The sequence below is a fragment of the Janthinobacterium saanense genome, from assembly GCF_014200675.1.
Lineage (GTDB): Bacteria > Pseudomonadota > Gammaproteobacteria > Burkholderiales > Burkholderiaceae_D > Janthinobacterium.
Genome location: NZ_JACHCI010000017.1, coordinates 65,814 through 80,532, shown reverse-complemented (window position 1 = coordinate 80,532; position 14,719 = coordinate 65,814). Strand labels below are relative to the sequence as shown.

The following is a 14,719-nucleotide window of genomic DNA, read 5'->3' as shown; positions in this document are numbered from 1 at the left end:
CATGGAAGCACTCTACCTCCTGATTCCCCTCAGTATCATCGTCGTCTTTATCGCGCTGTGGGTCTTCTTCACGGCCTCCGATAGTGGCCAGTTCGACGACCTGGTTGGGCCGGGATTACGCGTGTTGCAGGATGACGATACGACGCCACCAGAATCCCCTAAGCCACAAACCCCTCAACGCGAATAACCCTGCGACCCCGGCCTTGCGTCGTAGCGCAGTCCCCACCATGGCAAGAAGACGGTATTGCCGCCGCGGGCGCGGAACCAGGCTTTGTCGTGGTCGATGGGGCGCACCACGGCTGGCGGCGCCACCACCAGCGCCGTCACTTGCTGTGTTTCGCTGGTGCCCGCCACCAGCACGGGACCACCCACATGGTTGGCATAGGCGATCGCCAGCGCCACATTCGTCAGCGCCGTGCCGGCGCCTGTTTCGCCCAGCAAGGCAGGCATGTTGAAGGTCTGTTTATTGAAATCGAAATCGGGTAATTGTTCTGTCAGGCTTTGTGCCAAAGGGCCGATGCGTTCGGACGAGGCAGGATAAACGGTGCCGGCATCATGAATCACGTAGGCGATGGCGCCGTCACTGCGCTGCGCATTCCTGGCCGCATCGTCGATGGCGGCGTTCCAGGCCTGCACGATGCGCGGCGGCGATCCTTTAGCGGCCTTGAAATCGTTGACCGCGCGGGTGACAGGAAAGCCCAGCCAGGCCAGCGGCGCGCGCTCCGTCTTGTAGTCGGGGCCGGCCAGCACCAGCAAGACCATGTTTTCATTGATCTGCTCATCCTTGGGCGGATAGCTGGGGGCATCCCAGTTCATTACCCACACGGTTTTATCGGGATTTGCTTGTAGGTAGGCAAGCCCCGCTGCCAGCGAAGTAAAACCTGCGTTGGCGCCGCCCATGGAGACGCGGACGTCGGGTGGGGTGGCGGTGGTCCAGGAATTGGGGAAGTGAGGGTTACCGATGCTGAAGGCGTCACTGATGAGTTCGCGTGTATATTCGTTCGCTTCGATCAGATCTAGTCGCCCTTCAGGCAACGCATACTCAACGCGAATGCCAGCAAGTTCACGACGAGTAGACTTATCAGTCAGCGAGTGGGCATTATAAAAATAGTCTTCACTCGAAAAGTAGATGTCATGGAAAGGTACAATTAACGCAGTCAGATATTTATGATGATAACCTTTGAAGGTTTCTTTACCCTTATTACTATATGCAATCATACCTATCGATTGCACCTTGCCAAAACGTATAGGATTTTCCTTGACCTTGCTATCGTCCTGATTCGGCTTTGCCAATCCCAGCGTCCACAGCAATTGCCACTCCGTTGAGTAGTCACGACGCTGCAAAGGGTTAAGCCACTGCACACCCACCACCTGTGCCATATACGGCTTTGTAGGGACTTCAGCTGCAACCGTGACCACTGGCGCAACAGTGAGTGGCTTGCTGGCACAGGCTGACAAGAACAAAAATACGGTAAGTGCCGATACCCCAGGCATCAACAAGAGTCGTTTCATCAGCAATCCTCCTTCAATAGGAATATCCTGCGACATGACTTGCGATAAATACCAGAGTGCAAGGGCAAAGACAAGGCTGAATGTGAGCATGCTCCAGCCCAGCCGGCGGGGGACAGTTGCGATTAGCTTGTGCATCAGTTTGCATCCAGTGGGCGCTGATACGTGCGCTCATCCACAATTTCAACAGGCATGGCCCCCGTACTGCCACCACTGCGCACCCAATCCAGTAACAATAATTTCTTAAATTTCCCCCAAAAAATATACTCATCAAATACCTTTTGGCTGTCACCATCATCCAGTTCTTTCAATAACCGCCAATCAGCTGCAATACGTAATTGCAACATCGCCTCCTCCCCAATACAACTCACCCCCACTGCCACGTCATACGCCAGCACTCTTTCCGCATGCATGGGATTGGTCAAGATAGTGGAATGGTCGGTGGCGTGGGTGTCGCAGGTGGCGATCAGTTGCTGTTGGATTTCCTGCTTGCGCCATTGCAGGAATTCCGGCGTGGCCGTGGACAGGTCGTCTTCCATGCCCACCTTGGCGCCCTTGGGGTAGAGATTTTCGCGCCGCGCCTTCATGCGCAGGCGCGCATGGTCTTCGTAGCGCAGGCTCGCTTCGGTATGGCGGTCGCCTTCCGGCGTGCCGCCGATGCTGTCATCAGCATAGGGTTCGCCTGGCTCGCGCAGCTTGCCGGCATGGCGATGCGTGCCGGGCGGGTCTTTTTCCTGGTCGAACTGCTCGCTGGCGTGGCCAAAGCGCATGGCTTGCGGCGCAAACGTTGTCGGCAGCGCAGGCGCATTGATGGGAATCTTCCAGTCGTCGGGTGGCACGGCGTTGATCGGGATCTTCAGCCACTTGATCAGGGCCGAGGTGGCGGCGGCGGTGCGCACGGTCGCACCCCGGCCAAGGTCGCTGCTGCTGGCATTAAGTCCCTTGCTGACGTCGTATCTGGAGATCGACGACGGGGGATGCCAGAAGTCCGGGCTGCCCTTTTTGGGCTGGCGGTAGTGGTTGGCCCAGTAATCATAGTCGCCCTGTTTGCCAACCGGATAGCCCTGTGCGAAGACGCGCTGGCTGAACACGCCATCGCCGCGCGTCGCCTTAATGTCGTCGGCGCTCATGCCCAGCCAGCCTATGCCCTGGATGGGCGTGGCGGAAATCACCTGGTCATGCGGATTGCAATACAGGGTCACGCGGCCGCGCGTGGTGCTGGCGGCGCTGCAGCCATAGCGTGCCTTGTCCTTGTCCAGGGTGAAATCATGGCATGCGTTGGCCGCCATCTGCGCCAGTACCGGCGACAGCGGCGGCTCCTTGCCCTGACCCCGCATGATGTCGAAAAAGGCTGCCATGGTCTTGCGGCGCGCCTTGCCGCTTTGCCGGCCTACATTGCCATCGACATCCCTGACTTGCCCCTGCAGCCAGCCTTCGGTGACATTTCTTTTCAACATGCTGTACGGCGGATTGCACAGCACATAGGTGTCGGCCACGCAGCGCCCGCTCTTCCCGGCAGCATCCTGCACATCAGCCATCTGGTTGCCAAGGAAGGCCGCCGCCATGCCCACCATATTGCCCTGGCTGTGGCAGACCACGGTGATCGGCACATCGGCCTGTTCCTTGCGGATGGCCGCCACCAGGTGCGCCAGACGCAAGGCGGCCATCACGAAATAGGGGCGCGGCGGACAGGCATACACGATGCGGTCGTTGACGGGATTGAGGTGTTCGATGTGTACCCACAGGAATAGCGCATCGCTCAAACCTTCACCCCACAGATCGGGCAGCGAAGAACAGCCATTGGCAAACGGGCCGCCGCCCCAGTAATTGAATTCGTTCAGGTAGACGGAGTCGCCATAGCGCTGCAGTTCCGTATCGCTGGCCTTGTAGCCCCAGCGAAACCGGATCACGGGCGAAAAATGGGCTTGTTCCTGGATAAAAGTGCTGGCCGTGTAATCGGGATCGACATAGCCGTCATCGCTCAATTCATCGCGGTAGGCGAGCGGCGTGAGTTGCCCGGCTTCAGGAGTCGCGTGGCACAGGTGCTCGTCGCAGCGTTTCAAACGCGTGTTCAAGCCCGCGCACAAGCCGGCTTCGGCCGCCTGGTACCACTCGCCATCGGAATTGACGCCGTGCACGAAGATGATGATGCCCGGCGATGGCATCTGCTGCAAGCAGTCTTGCAGGCGGTGGCTGAAGCAGGTGGTGCCGGCGGCCTGGCCCACCACCAGCTCGACTTGCGGATTGAATGGCTGGTCGGGACCGCTGCCTGGCGTGTCGCTCATGGCGGGCTTTCATCGTAACCGGACTGGTCACTGTAAGCCCTTGCCGATGAGCAGGTTTTACGCCAGATCAAGCGAGCTGTTGCAGGGATCTTGTGCGGCTTTTTTTGCCTGGATCACGTTTCACCCCATGCCTGTTCGGTACGCTGCTTCCATCTGGAGAATTTTGATCCACATCAAAGTTTTTTGACAATCAAACAATTACTCTCTGGCCATCATCATAGATCGTCATTCCGGGAGAGCATTTGTGGATCAATCGCTGAACTATAACTACAAGATCGTGAAGCAATTTTCGATCGCGACTGTGGTTTGGGGCATCATCGGCATGCTGGTCGGCGTCATCATCGCCGCCCAGCTGGCCTGGCCTGCCCTCAACCTCGACATACCATGGCTGACCTATGGCCGCTTGCGGCCGCTGCACACAAATGCCGTGATTTTTGCCTTCGGTATCTGCGGCCTGTTCGCCACTTCCTACTACGTGGTGCAGCGCACTTGCCAGGTGCGCCTGTTTTCCGACAAGCTGGCTGCCTTCACTTTCTGGGGCTGGCAAGCGGTGATTTTGTCGGCCGTCGTCACCCTGCCGATGGGCCTCACGCGCGGCAAGGAATACGCAGAGCTGGAATGGCCGATTGCCATCCTGATCGCCATCGTCTGGATCGCGTACGCCATCGTATTTTTCGGCACCTTGATCAAGCGCAAAGTGAAACATATTTATGTGGCCAACTGGTTTTTTGGCGCCTACATCCTGGCCGTGACGATACTGCACGTGGTCAACGGCGCCGTGATGCCGGCCTCGGCAGGCAAATCGTATTCGGCCTACAGCGGCGTGCAAGACGCGATGATACAGTGGTGGTACGGCCATAACGCGGTGGGCTTCATCCTGACGGCCGGCTACCTGGGCATGGTGTATTACTTCATCCCGAAACAGGCCGAGCGCCCCGTGTATTCCTACCGCTTGTCCATCGTCCACTTCTGGGCGCTGATCTTCACCTATATGTGGGCCGGCCCGCACCATCTGCACTACACGGCCTTGCCCGACTGGACCCAATCGATAGGCATGGTGTTTTCGCTGGTGTTGCTGGCGCCATCGTGGGGCGGCATGATCAACGGCATCATGACCCTGTCGGGCGCCTGGCACAAGCTGCGCACCGACCCGATTCTGAAATTCATGATCGTCTCGCTGTCCTTCTACGGCATCGCCACCTTCGAAGGTCCGATGATGTCGATCAAGACCATCAATTCCCTGTCGCACTACACCGACTGGACGGTCGCCCACGTGCATGGCGGCGCTTTGGGCTGGGTAGGTTTCATCACCATGGGCTCGATTTATTATTTGCTGCCGCGCCTGGCGGGCAGCACCAAAATGTATAGCACCCGCCTGGTCGATATGCACTTCTGGGTGGCCACCATCGGCATCGTGCTGTACATCGCCGCGATGTGGATCGCCGGCGTGATGCAGGGCTTGATGTGGCGCGCCGTCAACCCGGACGGCACCCTGACCTACACCTTCGTCGAGGGCGTGAAGGCGACGTATCCCTACTACGTGGTGCGCGTGGCCGGCGGCCTGCTGTACCTGTCAGGCATGTGCATCATGGGCTACAACACTTACATGACTTTGCGCGGCAGCAAATTGCCCGTCGCCCGCATCCCCGAACTGAACGCGGCGCACGCCTGACAGGAGCAACAGCAATGAAATTTTCACACGCATGGATAGAAAGAAACCCCTGGCTGCTGATCGCCCTGGTCACCCTGGTGATCAGCATCGGCGGCGCTGTCGAGATCATTCCCCTGTTCTTCCAGAAGAGCACCACGGAACCGATTGCCGGCCTGAAACCGTATTCGCCGCTGCGCCTGGCGGGGCGCGACATTTATGTGCGCGAAGGCTGCTACAACTGCCACTCGCAAATGGTGCGTCCGCTGCGCGCGGAAACGGAACGTTATGGCCATTATTCGGTCGCTGGCGAGTTCGTCTACGACCGGCCCTTCCAGTGGGGTTCCAAGCGCACCGGGCCCGACCTGGCCCGCGTGGGCGGCCGCTACAGCGATGAATGGCACCGCACGCATTTGAACGATCCGCGCGACGTGGTGCCCGAATCGAACATGCCGTCCTACCCCTGGCTGGCGAAGACCAAACTGGTGCCCGACGAGATCATGCCGAAGATGCGCGCGCTGCGCCGCCTGGGCGACCCGTACAGCGATGCGGAAATTGCCGCCGCGCCGGCACAGCTGCAAGACAAGACGGAAGAAGACGCCCTGGTTGCCTATCTGCAAGGCCTCGGTACATTAATCAAAACAAGGAATTAGCATGGCAATCGACAATCTGTTCGACAGCGCCAGCAGCGTCATGACGGTGGTTTCCTTTACGACGTTCGTGGGCATACTGTGGTGGACCTTCAGCCGCAGCAAGAGCGATATCGAGGCGGCAGCCCAACTGCCCTTCGATGACGAAGATCCCGGCCAGAGCGCTGCAGTGACAGCAGAGGAGCGCACCCATGTCTGACTTCACCAGTGAGTTCTGGAATGTCTACATCATCGTGCTGTCCCTGCTGGGCATCATCGGCTGCGGCGTGCTGCTGTACTCGCAGTCGAAGATCAAGGTGGCCCCTGGCGCGCCCGCCGACGGCACCACCGGCCACGTGTGGGACGATGATTTGAAGGAACTGAACACGCCGATGCCGCGCTGGTGGATGTGGCTGTTCTACATTACCATCGTCTTCGCGCTGGCCTATCTGTTCCTGTACCCCGGCCTGGGCACCTATGCGGGCAAGCTGGGCTGGAAGTCCACCGGCCAGTACGAAGAAGAACTGAAAAAGGCGGAAGCCGATTATGGCCCGCTGTTCAACAAATACCTGCGCCAGGACTTGAAAACGGTAGCGGCCGATCCGCAGGCGCTGGCCATCGGCCAGCGTCTGTTCCTGACCTATTGCGCGCAATGCCACGGTTCGGACGCGCGCGGCAACAAGGGTTTTCCCAACCTGACCGACAGGGACTGGCTGTACGGCGGCGAGCCTGACGTCATCAAGACCACCATCCTGCATGGCCGCAATGGACAGATGCCGCCGATGGGCGCGGCGCTCGGTTCGGAAGCCGATATCGAGAACGTGGCCCAGTATGTGCTGAGCCTATCCGGCTCGACTGCAGACCCGATCAAATCGGTGCTGGGCAAGGCCAAGTTTGGCGCCTGCATGGCTTGCCATGGCGCGGACGGAAAAGGCAACCAGCAACTGGGCGCACCCAACCTGACGGACAAGATCTGGCTGTATGGCGGCAGCGCCGACACCATCATGGAAACCATCCGCAAGGGACGCAACAACACCATGCCGGCCTTCGGTGAATTCCTCGGCGAATCCAAAGTCCATGTGCTGTCGGCCTATGTGTGGAGCTTGTCGAATCCCCAGCCACCGGCAAAATAATGTCTGAACCCCAAGTCATCCAGATGTACGCGGCCCGCGAGCAGATTTACCCTCGCGAGGCCAAGGGACGCTACGCCACCTGGCGCTGGGTTTGCCTGTGGCTGACCCAGCTGGCGTTCTACGGCTTGCCATGGCTGAACTGGAACGGCAGGCAGGCCCTGCTGTTCGATTTGACCACGCGCAAGTTCTACATTTTCGGCGTGGTGCTGTGGCCGCAGGATTTTATCTACCTGGCGGCCCTGCTGATCATCTGCGCCTATCTGCTATTCCTCGTCACGGCCATTGCCGGGCGCGTCTGGTGCGGCTTTGCCTGCCCGCAAACGGTGTACACGGAAATTTTCATGTGGGTCGAACGCAAGATCGAAGGCACGCGCAGCGCGCGCATGGCGCTCGACAGGCAAGGCCCATCCTTGCGCAAGACGGCCAAGAAAACGATAAAACACCTGGCCTGGGGCGCCATCGCCCTGTGGACGGGCTTTACCTTTGTCGGCTACTTCACGCCGATCCAGGAACTGGCGCATGAAGTGTCCACGCTCAATTTCGGTCCATGGGAATGGTTCTGGGTGCTGTTCTACAGCCTGGCCACCTATGGCAACGCGGGCTGGTTGCGCGAGCAGGTCTGCAAATACATGTGCCCGTACGCTCGCTTCCAGAGCGCCATGTTCGACCAGGATACCCTGATCGTCACCTACGATGCGAAGCGGGGCGAGCCGCGCGGCGCGCTCAGCAAGAAAACCGCCAGTGGCGAAGCGCATCTGGGCGCCTGCATCGATTGCACCCTGTGCGTGCAAGTGTGTCCGACCGGCATCGATATCCGCCAGGGCCTGCAATATGAATGCATAGGCTGCGCCGCTTGCGTGGACGCCTGCAACAGTGTGATGGACAAGATTGACCGCCCGCGCGGACTGGTGCGCTACAGCACTGACCATGCGCTGGCCAACAACTTTGATTCAAGACAGATACGCCGGCGCGCCATGCGCCCGCGCGTGCTGGTCTACACCGCCATCCTGGCCCTGATCACCATCGCCGTCTGCAGTTCCTTGTTCTTGCGCACGCCGCTGAAACTGGACGTGATACGCGACCGTGGTTCGCTGGGGCGCGAAGTAGAAGACGGCATGATAGAAAACGTGTACCGCCTGCAAATCATGAACACTTCGGAACAGCGCCAGACCTACCGCATCACGGTCGACGGCTTGCCCGGTTTAAGCCTGCTCACGCGCGACGAGGTGACTCTGGGGCCGACGGAAACGCTGGCCTGGCCGATCCGCCTGCGCGCGCCGCACGGCGTAGGCGCAAAAGGCTCGAACAAGATCGGCATCGCACTCACCTCCGTCGACGACGCCTCGCTGCATGTCCATGAAAAAGCGGTGTTTTTTGTACCGCGCTAAAAAAAAGGAAAACTTTATGTCTCATCCATCGCCCCTGCAAGCGCCCGTCGCTCCCTGGTATAAACACCGCTGGCCCTGGCTGCTGATGGTGGGGCCGGGCCTGTCCGTCATCGTCGGCAGCTTCATGGCCTATATCGCTTTTACGCAACCCGATGCGCTGGTCGTCGGCGATTATTACAAGCAGGGCAAGGCCATCAATCAGGACTTGCGGCGCGACACGGTCGCCAGCAATCTGGCCATGGATACCAGCCTGTCCTATGACGTGGCGCAAGGACGGCTGACGGGTTCCGTGCACAGCTTCGGCAAGGCCTACCGGGCGCCGCTGCAACTGCACCTGGCGCACGCCACCTTGCCTGAGAAAGACATCAAGCTGCTGCTGCAGCCCGATGCGCAGGGGAATTTTTCAGTGGCACTGCCCATGCTGGAACGCAGCCGCTGGCAAGTGCTGGTGGAAAACCACAAGCGTGAGTGGCGTTTGTCGGGTATCTGGACCTGGCCGGTGCAGCGCAGCATCACACTGCGAGCAGATGAGGAACTGTAAAACTTATTTGCAGGTATCCGTACCGGCCGTGATGGCTTTCAATTTTTCTGGCTGCAAGATTTCAATTTCACGGTTGGACACGCGCAGCCAGCCTTCCTTCTTGAATTTGGACAGCAAGCGGCTGACGCTTTCGATGGTCAGGCCCAGATAGTTGCCGATTTCTTCGCGCGACATGCGCAGCTGGAAATTGCTGGCCGAATAGCCGCGCGCTTCATAGCGCGAAGCCAGGTTGACGATGAAGGCGGCAAAACGCTGCGTGGCCTGCATATTGCCCAGCAACAGCATCACGCTTTGCTCGCGCGTGATTTCCTGGCTCATCATGCGGTGGAAATGGCGCAGCAGGGTGGGCATATTGCCCAGCAATTGCTCCAGGCTGGAAAACGGAATTTCACACACTTCGCTATCTTCCAGCGCCACCGCATAACAATGGTGGCGGTCGGCGCTGATGGCGTCCATGCCCAGCAGTTCGCCAGCCATCTGGAAACCCGTCACCTGCTCTTCGCCGCCCGGATTGATCTGGTACGTCTTGAAGTGGCCCAGGCGGATGGCATACAGGTTCTGGAACGCGTCGCCGATACGGAACAGCGAGCTGCCACGGGGCACTTTGCGGCGGCGGCCGATGATCTGGTCCAGGCGGTCCATATCGCCCACATCCAGACCCATAGGCAGGCACAGCTGGTGCATGCTGCACGTCGAGCAACGCGCGCGCAACGCCTCCACAGACACCACGGGTGGAATAGGCGAAAGTAGCGCTACAGTCATGGGTATACCTTTTAGAAAAAATGCAATTCAAGTTTACTGCATAGTACGTTGCCATGTGACAATTTCAGCGAAAAACCGTGCAAATAGCTGCGTCCAGCCTTTAATTATATGGCAACATCATGCAACATCGCTATAGCGCAAGATTCGCCAGCGCAGCAATGCGCCAAGGCGCTTGCTGATTGCTTGCCAAGCCAGGGCATTGATAGGAAAATAAATCATGAAACCTCTCGGCATCAAAGCAAAAGTCGCCCTCGCTACCAGCCTGACCTCGATCGCCATGATCGCCCTGGTCACCATGATCCAGGTACAGCGCATGCGCGACGACTTCACCACGGTGCTGCTGAGCCAGCAAACGGCGCTGGTCGCGCGCACGGCGGAAGAACTCGACGACAAGCTGCAAATGTTGCTCGACATCATCTCCCAGACGGCCCAGCACCAGCCGCCTGAACTGATGCAGAGCGCCAGCCAGTTGCGCACCTACTATGAACAGCGGGCCGTGCTGGCCCTGTTCGATGATGTGCTGGTGCTCGACAAGCAGGGCAAAGTGGTGGCCGATGTGCCAGCAGTGCCGGCGCGCAACGGTATCGACGTAGCCGACCGCGATTACTTCCAGACGGTGATGCGCACGCGCAAAGCCATGATCACCGAACCCATGCTGGGCAAGACCAGCCATTTGCCCATCGTACAGATGGTCGCTCCCGTGCTCGATGGCAAAGGCGAGGTGGTGGGCGTGGTGATCGGCGTCTTGCGCCTGTACAAGGACAATCTGCTGGGCCATTTGCGCCAGGCCAAGGTCGGCAAGAATGGCTATTATTTTGTGCTCACGCGCGACCCCGTACCCCTGTATGTGCTGCACCCGGACGCCAGCCGCTTGATGCAGCCCCGTTCGCCAAACGCCAATCTGGCCACCACGCAACTGCTCAAGAACGATGGTCAAGGCAGCATGATCAGCACCAATAGCCAGGGCATACAAGCTGTCAACAGCTTCCAGCGCCTGAAATCGGTGAACTGGCTGCTGGCCGCCTCCTTGCCCGTCGACGATGCGTTTGAGCCGTTCGACGGCGTGCTGTACCGGCTGATACTGTGGAGTGTCTTCGCCTCGCTGCTGGCCGCCCTGGTGCTGGGCTGGGTCACCGTGCGTTTGCTGTCGCCGCTGGTGCGCCTGCGCAATACCTTGCTGGCCCTGCGCGTCAGCGGCAGCCGCTTTACCCCCGTTCCGGTGCGGCAGCGCGACGAGATCGGCGAACTGACCGACGCCTTCAACGGGCTGATGAGCGAGCGCGAACGGCTGCAGCAGGAAGTCGAGGCACGCGCTGGCGAACTGGAACAGGAACGCGACCGGGCAGAAGCTGCCAATCGCGCCAAGAGCGATTTCGTGGCCAATATGAGCCATGAAATCCGCACGCCCCTCAATGCCGTGCTGGGCATGGTGTACTTGCTCGGCAATACCAGACTCGACACGGAACAGCGCAAATACCTGACCATGGTGCGCGTGGCCGGCCAGTCGCTGCTGGGCATCCTGAACGACGTGCTTGATTTCTCGAAAATCGAGGCGCGCCGCATGGACTTGTCGCCCATCGAATTCGACCTCGATGAGCTGATGAATACCCTGGCCACCACCATGACCATGAATGCCGGCGAAAAAGAGCTGGAACTGGCCATCGCCGTCGAGCCCGACGTGCCGCGCCGCCTGGTGGGCGATGCCCAGCGGCTGCAGCAGATTCTCGTCAACCTGGCCGGCAACGCCATCAAATTTACGGAAAGCGGCGAAGTGGTGGTGGCCGTCAGCCTGGCGCAGGACGAGCCGGGCCAGCAAAACCGTTCATGGCTGCGCTTCGAAGTGCGCGATACGGGCATCGGCATGACGGCGCAGCAGCAGGAACAATTGTTCACCGCCTTCTCGCAGGGCGACCAGAGCATCACCCGGCGCTTCGGCGGCACCGGCCTGGGGCTGGCCATCAGCAAGCACCTGGTCCACATGATGGGCGGCGAGATTGCCGTCACCAGCAGCGAAGGCAAGGGCAGCCGCTTCTGGTTCAGCGTACCGTTCGAGGTGCTGGCCCAGGCCGAGGCCGAACGGCGCACGCCGGCGCTGGGGCAGCTGCGCCTGCTGGTGGCCGACGACAACCGCACCAGCCGCGAACTGATCGTCAAGCTGATCGAAGCCTGGGGCTGGAATGTCGACCAGGTCGATTCCGGTTTCGCCGCCATCGAGCTGTATCGCGAACGGCTGGCCCGGCAAGAGCCCTACGATGTGGTGCTGGCCGACTGGCATATGCCGGTGATGGATGGCCTGGCCACGGCCAAGGCTATCCGCGAAGCGGCGACGGGACAACACCAGCCCATCGTGGTGATGGTCAATGCCTTTGCCCGCAACCATCTGGAAGAAATCTCCAGCGCCGCCGAAGCAGACGTGGTGCTGATGAAGCCGATCACCGGCTCCAGCCTGTTCGACGCCCTGCACCAGGCGCTGATTGCCAAGGATGACGACGGCGAAGCGCGCCTGCACGCGCAACCGGCAGGCACGGCGCTGGCCGGCGTGCACTTCCTGCTGGTCGAAGACAATCATTTGAACCAGGCAGTGGCGCGCGGCATCCTGGAACACATGGGCGCCACCCTGGACGTGGTGGGCGATGGCTTGCAGGCGGTGGAGCGGCTGCGCGTGGAAGCGCTGCGCTACGACATCGTGCTGATGGACATGCAGATGCCCGTCATGGATGGCTTCAGCGCCACCCACATCATCCGCACCGAGCTGCGCTTGACGCTGCCCGTGATCGCCATGACGGCCGGCGTGCTGGCGTCCGAACGCGAACGCTGCATGACGGCCGGCATCACCGACTTCATCGCCAAGCCGGTGGTGGTGGAAGAGATGATGGAAGTGATTCAGCGCCACCTGCCCGAACGTCCACCCGCGCCCGCCATGGAAAAAGCCACGGCGTCGGCAGTTGGGGATGAAGAGGTGTTTTCCATGGCGCCGCTGATGCGCGTGATGGGGCACGACGCCAAGGGCAGGGGCGTCTTGCGGCGCATGGTGGAAGATGCGCTGAACAAGGGCATGACGCCCGTGCACGATGCCGTGACCGCCTTGCAGGAAAACCGCCACAGCGACGCCGCGCGCCTCCTGCACGGCTTGCGCGGCTCCGTCGGCACCCTGGGCACCAAGCGCCTGATACAGGCCGCTTTTGCCGCCGAGGAGGCCATCCATACGGAACGCCTGGCTGAGGTGCCGGCGCTGCTGGCAAGCGTGAGGGAAGAATTGGAGCAGGTACTGGCAGCCGCGCGCGCGTGGCTGGCGCGGCTGCAGGATTAAAACCGGGCTTACGCGGGTACGCCAAGGATGACGCTCGACGCCTTGAAGATCGCCGTCAGCTTGCCGCCTTCGGTAATCCCCAGGTCGCTGCTGCTTTGATTGGTGACGATGGCGGCGATGGTGCCGCCACCGGGCAGGTCCAGCACCACTTCCGTGTTGACGGCGCCCGTCTGCACGCGCGTGACGCTGCCAAGCAGCTGATTGCGCGCGGAGAAGCGGGCGCCTTCGCTGTCGGCCACCAGGATCACCGATGACGCCTTGATCAGCGCGAACGCTTCCACACCCACGGCCAGGCCCAGGCTTTCGCTGCTATCGCGCGTGACGATGGCGACGATGTGCTGCCCGCCCGGCAGTTCCAGGATGACTTCATCGTTGACGGCGCCCGTCTTGAGCTGGGCGACCTTGCCCAGGAATTGATTGCGCGCGGTAGTTTTCATGGCCATTCTCCGTATGAGTAAAAGATCGTCGGCGATGCCTTCCGCCTGGCTGCCCAGTTGCTGCAGATAGCGTGCATGCTCGCGTTCGATGATACGGAAATTATCGACCAGCTGGCGCCCGCGCTGCGTCAAGTGCGTACCACCACCGCCTTTGCCGCCCGTCAGGCGCTCGACCAGCGGTTCGCCAGCCAGGTTGTTCATGGCGTCGATGGCGTCCCAGGCCGCCTTGTAACTCATCTTGACGGCCTTGGCCGCCTGCGTGATGGAGCCATGTTCGGCGATGGCGCCCAGCAGCTCCACGCGGCCCGCACCGCCCAGGTTTTCGCCGCCCACCGTCATCCATACCGAGCCTTGCAGGCCGATTTCCGCTGTCTTGTTTTCTATATCCGCCATCAGGCCGCCTTATTTTCTGCATTATCGATCTGGCCGTCGCGCAGGTAAAGCACATGTTCGCCCAGAATACGCGCGTCTTCCGGATCGTGGGTGATCAGGATGATCGGCACTTCCAGGCGCTGCTGCCACTGGCTCAGCTCCAGACGCATTTTGACACGCAGGACAGGGTCGAGGGCGGCAAACGGTTCATCGAGCAGCAGGGCGGCCGGATCGGACACCAATGCCCGCGCCAGCGCCACACGTTGGCGCTGGCCGCCAGACAACTCGTCGGGATACTGGTGCGCCAGTTCCTGCAAATGAAACGCGTCGAGCCACTGGTCGACTTTTTCCAGCCTGGTGCGTGCGCCCGGATTGAACCAGCCCCGGCGCAGGCCGAAACCCACGTTCTGGCGCACCGTCAGGTGGGGAAACAGTGCGTAATCCTGGAACAGATATGCCACGTTGCGCTGCTGCGGCGCCAGGTTGATGCCGGCGGCGGAATCGAACAGGGTGCGGCCATTCAGGCGGATATGGCCTTCGCTGGGCGTAAACAAGCCGGCAATCGCCTTCAGGGTCATGCTCTTGCCGGCGCCGGATGGGCCGAAGACGGCGATACGCTGGCTATTGGACGTGCATTGCACGTGCAGATTAAAACTGCGTTTGCCGGAGCGCAGGGTGGCGCGGATGTCGAGGTCGAGTCGCATA

At 60.4% G+C, this 14,719-nt stretch carries 13 protein-coding genes; 8 read left to right on the top strand and 5 right to left on the bottom strand.

Translation table 11 applies throughout. The features are described from left to right. Position 1 precedes the first annotated feature (1 nt). Positions 2 to 187, top strand: coding sequence for a cbb3-type cytochrome oxidase assembly protein CcoS (ccoS, locus tag HDE72_RS20665; protein WP_183744862.1), 186 nt, complete (start codon positions 2 to 4; stop codon positions 185 to 187). Here ccoS and HDE72_RS20660 read toward each other — a convergent pair. Together HDE72_RS20660 and HDE72_RS20655 are read right to left on the bottom strand one after the other, a co-directional pair. Further along, the gene (locus HDE72_RS20660; protein WP_183744858.1) at positions 175 to 1,647 is read right to left on the bottom strand and encodes a virulence factor; all 1,473 of its coding nucleotides are present in this window, start codon (positions 1,645 to 1,647) and stop codon (positions 175 to 177) included. The two genes, ccoS and HDE72_RS20660, sit on opposite strands and share 13 nt — an antisense overlap. Further along, positions 1,647 to 3,794: a T6SS effector phospholipase Tle3 domain-containing protein gene (locus HDE72_RS20655; RefSeq protein WP_183744855.1), complete on the bottom strand. Its 2,148-nt coding sequence runs from the start codon at positions 3,792 to 3,794 to the stop codon at positions 1,647 to 1,649. The genes HDE72_RS20660 and HDE72_RS20655 overlap by 1 nt, the downstream gene beginning before the upstream one ends. 244 nt (positions 3,795 to 4,038) lie before the next feature. Here HDE72_RS20655 and ccoN point away from each other — a divergent pair, with 244 nt between their 5' ends. Genes ccoN through HDE72_RS20625 form a run of 6 tightly spaced genes read left to right on the top strand, consistent with a single transcriptional unit; the run spans position 4,039 to position 9,133 of the window. After that, positions 4,039 to 5,466, top strand: a complete 1,428-nt coding sequence (ccoN, locus tag HDE72_RS20650) for a cytochrome-c oxidase, cbb3-type subunit I (protein ID WP_183744851.1) — start codon at positions 4,039 to 4,041, stop codon at positions 5,464 to 5,466. Between the two features lie 14 nt (positions 5,467 to 5,480). Continuing rightward, entirely contained in the window at positions 5,481 to 6,095 is a 615-nt protein-coding gene (gene ccoO, locus HDE72_RS20645; RefSeq protein WP_183744848.1) for a cytochrome-c oxidase, cbb3-type subunit II, read from the top strand. Between the two features lies 1 nt (position 6,096). Next, a complete protein-coding gene (locus tag HDE72_RS20640) occupies positions 6,097 to 6,291 on the top strand; it encodes a cbb3-type cytochrome oxidase subunit 3 (protein ID WP_183744846.1) in 195 nt (64 codons plus the stop codon). Beyond that, positions 6,284 to 7,204, top strand: coding sequence for a cytochrome-c oxidase, cbb3-type subunit III (ccoP, locus tag HDE72_RS20635; RefSeq protein ID WP_183744843.1), 921 nt, complete (start codon positions 6,284 to 6,286; stop codon positions 7,202 to 7,204). Before HDE72_RS20640 ends, ccoP begins: the two co-directional genes overlap by 8 nt. After that, positions 7,204 to 8,592 (top strand): cytochrome c oxidase accessory protein CcoG, encoded by a 1,389-nt coding sequence (ccoG, locus tag HDE72_RS20630; protein WP_183744840.1) that lies wholly within the window; start codon positions 7,204 to 7,206, stop codon positions 8,590 to 8,592. Before ccoP ends, ccoG begins: the two co-directional genes overlap by 1 nt. Positions 8,593 to 8,608: 16 nt before the next feature. After that, the gene (locus tag HDE72_RS20625; protein ID WP_183744837.1) at positions 8,609 to 9,133 is read left to right on the top strand and encodes a FixH family protein; all 525 of its coding nucleotides are present in this window, start codon (positions 8,609 to 8,611) and stop codon (positions 9,131 to 9,133) included. Positions 9,134 to 9,136: 3 nt separating this feature from the next. Here HDE72_RS20625 and fnr read toward each other — a convergent pair whose 3' ends face one another. Next, a complete protein-coding gene (gene fnr / locus HDE72_RS20620; RefSeq protein ID WP_183744834.1) occupies positions 9,137 to 9,895 on the bottom strand; it encodes a fumarate/nitrate reduction transcriptional regulator Fnr in 759 nt (252 codons plus the stop codon). Positions 9,896 to 10,112: 217 nt separating this feature from the next. Between fnr and HDE72_RS20615 the strand changes: the two genes are divergently transcribed. Then, positions 10,113 to 13,205 carry a response regulator gene (locus HDE72_RS20615; protein WP_183744831.1) on the top strand — a complete coding sequence of 1,031 codons (3,093 nt, stop codon included), beginning with the start codon at positions 10,113 to 10,115 and terminating at the stop codon, positions 13,203 to 13,205. 8 nt (positions 13,206 to 13,213) lie between these two features. On the opposite strand, the gene HDE72_RS20610 is transcribed toward HDE72_RS20615, so the two are convergent. Both HDE72_RS20610 and HDE72_RS20605 read right to left on the bottom strand, forming a co-directional pair. Beyond that, positions 13,214 to 14,035 carry a TOBE domain-containing protein gene (locus tag HDE72_RS20610; RefSeq protein WP_183744827.1) on the bottom strand — a complete coding sequence of 274 codons (822 nt, stop codon included), beginning with the start codon at positions 14,033 to 14,035 and terminating at the stop codon, positions 13,214 to 13,216. Then, positions 14,035 to 14,718: a sulfate/molybdate ABC transporter ATP-binding protein gene (locus tag HDE72_RS20605; protein WP_183744823.1), complete on the bottom strand. Its 684-nt coding sequence runs from the start codon at positions 14,716 to 14,718 to the stop codon at positions 14,035 to 14,037. The genes HDE72_RS20610 and HDE72_RS20605 overlap by 1 nt, the downstream gene beginning before the upstream one ends. Position 14,719 lies beyond the last annotated feature (1 nt).